At 38.7% G+C, this 2,732-nt stretch carries 4 protein-coding genes; all 4 read left to right on the top strand.

The features are described 5' to 3' along the window. A partial coding sequence (locus CBP76_RS08205) for a hypothetical protein (RefSeq protein ID WP_133120392.1) occupies positions 1-180 on the top strand: 180 nt, incomplete at its 5' end. Between the two features lie 172 nt (positions 181-352). After that, complete coding sequence (locus tag CBP76_RS08200; RefSeq protein WP_102196419.1) at positions 353-538, top strand: hypothetical protein; 186 nt, start codon at positions 353-355, stop codon at positions 536-538. Then, a complete protein-coding gene (tnpB, locus tag CBP76_RS08195; RefSeq protein WP_102196418.1) occupies positions 528-890 on the top strand; it encodes an IS66 family insertion sequence element accessory protein TnpB in 363 nt (120 codons plus the stop codon). The genes CBP76_RS08200 and tnpB overlap by 11 nt, the downstream gene beginning before the upstream one ends. A gap of 54 nt (positions 891-944) precedes the next feature. Continuing rightward, complete coding sequence (gene tnpC / locus CBP76_RS08190; protein WP_102196417.1) at positions 945-2,462, top strand: IS66 family transposase; 1,518 nt, start codon at positions 945-947, stop codon at positions 2,460-2,462. Positions 2,463-2,732 lie beyond the last annotated feature (270 nt).

Below are 2,732 nucleotides of genomic sequence, written 5' to 3'. Positions count from 1 at the left end.
CTTATCAGAGACGGTATTGTTATCACTGAAGTTAAACTTGCTTCACTTAAACGTTTCAAAGACGATGTTAAGGAAGTTGGTTCAGGATTCGAATGTGGTATCACAATCGAAAACTACAATGATATTAAAATCGGCGATGAAGTCGAAGCATATATTATGGAAGAGGTTCCAGTTAAATAAATTCCTTAAAAATAAAGTTAGGATATCAAGGGATATCTTAGCTTTATTTTTTTTGAATTGATTTGTATCAAAGCACTGATATATCGTAAGCACCTAATAACCGACCGTCTATGATTTAGGCGGAATTCGAATTATGATTATCTCATCAAACATATTGGTGAGGTATTTTTTTATGGAAAATCAACCTGAAATCGTGAAGGTCAATGTCCCTAAGGCTTTAAGCGAAGCTAAGCCGTCAGTACCCAGTCGGGCGCTTCATATTCGTATCGATCAACAAAAATCAGTAACTGTTTATAATCACGTAAACAACTACATCCTTAGTGCGGTGTTAGAGGCGGTGTTCCCGCATGCTCATTGATCAAAGAAAAATTCATCAAGTCTATTTAGTATGTGGTAAAACGGATCTTCGTCGAGGTATCGACGGCTTAGCAGCCGTCGTACAAGATCAGTTTGAACTAGATCCATATAATCGATCACTGTATCTATTTTGTGGTACACGAAAGGACCGGTTCAAAGCACTTTACTGGGACGGCGATGGCTTTTTATTACTCTATAAAAGGATTGAGTCCGGCCGACTTCAGTGGCCGACGAGTCAAGACGAGGTCCGAAAGTTGACTTATCTTCAACTATCAAAGCTTTTGAGTGGCTGGTCATTAGATTCAACTATTCATAAAATTAATCTGCCCAAGACTAAGAAAACGTTTTCTTAAAATGTCAATTGTGATAAACTCAATATCAAGAAAAACGTACAGTGAGTGGATATTATGACGCTAGAAGAACAAGTTGAAGCCTTGACCAAAAAGGTTCAAGAACAAGCAGAAATAATCGATTACTTGACCAAAAAACTTTATGGTCAAAAATCAGAGAAAGTTGATCCTAATCAACTTTCATTGTTGGATAAAGACGAAGGGGTTTTTATCGAACCAGAGCAAACTGGTGAAGATAACAAACCAACCCAAGTACAGCAAAAGAAGAAAGCTAAAAAAACACGGAAATCAATTATAGGTTCAAATGTACCTGTAAAAGAGACGGTAATCGGCCTAACTGATAAGCTGTGTCCTAACGGACACGGCTTAGTTTCAGTTGGAAAAAAGTTCCAGCGTGAAGAAATTCATTACCGACCAGCTAAACTATATTTGGAAAAGTTCTATACGAAGACTTATAAATGCCCGGAATGCGAATTGATCGATGGGCTAGCCCATCTGATCCAATCGAAGGTGCCCCAACCACTGATTCCGCATAGTTTAGCTTCGGTTTCATTAATAACAGAAATCATACATAAAAAGTTCGAACTGGGGGTACCTCTTTATCGCCAACTTCAAGATTGGAAACGACAAGGTATCGATCTTAGTGAGACAACGATTACCAATTGGATAATCAAAACTAGTCAAATTGTGGAACCATTGTATCAACAAATACATGAGGAACTACTATCGCATCGGTACTTGCAGGGTGACGAAACACCAATGGAAGTTTTGAATGAGCCTGGAAAATTGGCCAAGTCTAAATCATTTATGTGGGTGATGCGAAGCGTTACTCACGAAGCAAAGCAAGGTGTTTTCTATTCCTACGGTACCAGTCGCGCTAGCAGCTTCGCTGCATCGCTTTACAATGGTTTCACGGGAATACTACAATGTGACGGTTATTCTGGATATAATATTCTGGATGATTCAGTCACTAGAGATGGTTGCTGGGCTCATGCAAGACGCAAGTTTTACGACGACGCCAATAAAGGTACAAAGTTTAAGGCGACACTTCCACTAAATTTGATTGATGAAATGTTTCAATTAGAGAGAAAGTGGCAACATCTTTCACCACGGGCGCGACGCCGTCGTCGCCGCTGTTATCAGAGAAAAATATTAAAGAAATTTTGGCATTATATTGATACGGCTGATGCCTTACCAAAGAGTCGCCTAGGTAAAGCCATCACTTATGTTAAAAATCAGCGTGATGAACTTAATCGTATTGTCAACGACGGAGCAATCGATTGGAGTAACAATGCATCGGAAAGAAATATGAAGAGCTTTGTGATTGGCCGTAAGAATTGGCTATTTAGTACCAGCCAAGCTGGTGCTAAAGCCAATGCAATTTGGATGACGCTGATCGAATCAGCGAAGGCCAATAGAATTAATCCGGCTGAGTATTTAACATTTTTATTAAAAAATATCTCACAGCTTCCAACATTCTTGAAACCAGAGGAACTAGAAGCCTATTTACCGTGGAACTTTAAATCATCACGATTGAAAACGACTAACGAAGATAATCAAAAAATCGCCGCATAAATGAACACACAAAATCATCCGCATTCTCAAATGAGAGTACGGATGATTTTTTATTTTTCAATACGGTCAGTTATTAGGTGCTTACGACTTATCAACAACAATAATTAGAACAAAAAAAGAGCCCGCTTATGCGAACTCTTTTTTTTGTTACTTTGATTACTTGTTCAAGTATTCATCAACAAGTTTTTTGTTATCTTCATTAGTGATTGACTCGTTAACAGCACGATCAGCTAATGTCTGTCTCTTCTACACTTCTCCGATCCCCCGAGA

Origin of the sequence: Companilactobacillus nuruki (assembly GCF_002872255.1) — a bacterium.
GTDB lineage: Bacteria > Bacillota > Bacilli > Lactobacillales > Lactobacillaceae > Companilactobacillus > Companilactobacillus nuruki.
The sequence above is the reverse complement of the archived record's forward strand: the minus strand, read 5'-3'. Positions and strand labels throughout refer to the sequence as shown.

Coding starts and splice junctions, on each gene's coding strand:
- tnpB (WP_102196418.1), top strand. CDS start 528: ATGCTCATTGATCAAAGAAAAATTCATCAAGTCTATTTAGTATGTGGT.
- tnpC (WP_102196417.1), top strand. CDS start 945: ATGACGCTAGAAGAACAAGTTGAAGCCTTGACCAAAAAGGTTCAAGAA.
- CBP76_RS08200 (WP_102196419.1), top strand. CDS start 353: ATGGAAAATCAACCTGAAATCGTGAAGGTCAATGTCCCTAAGGCTTTA.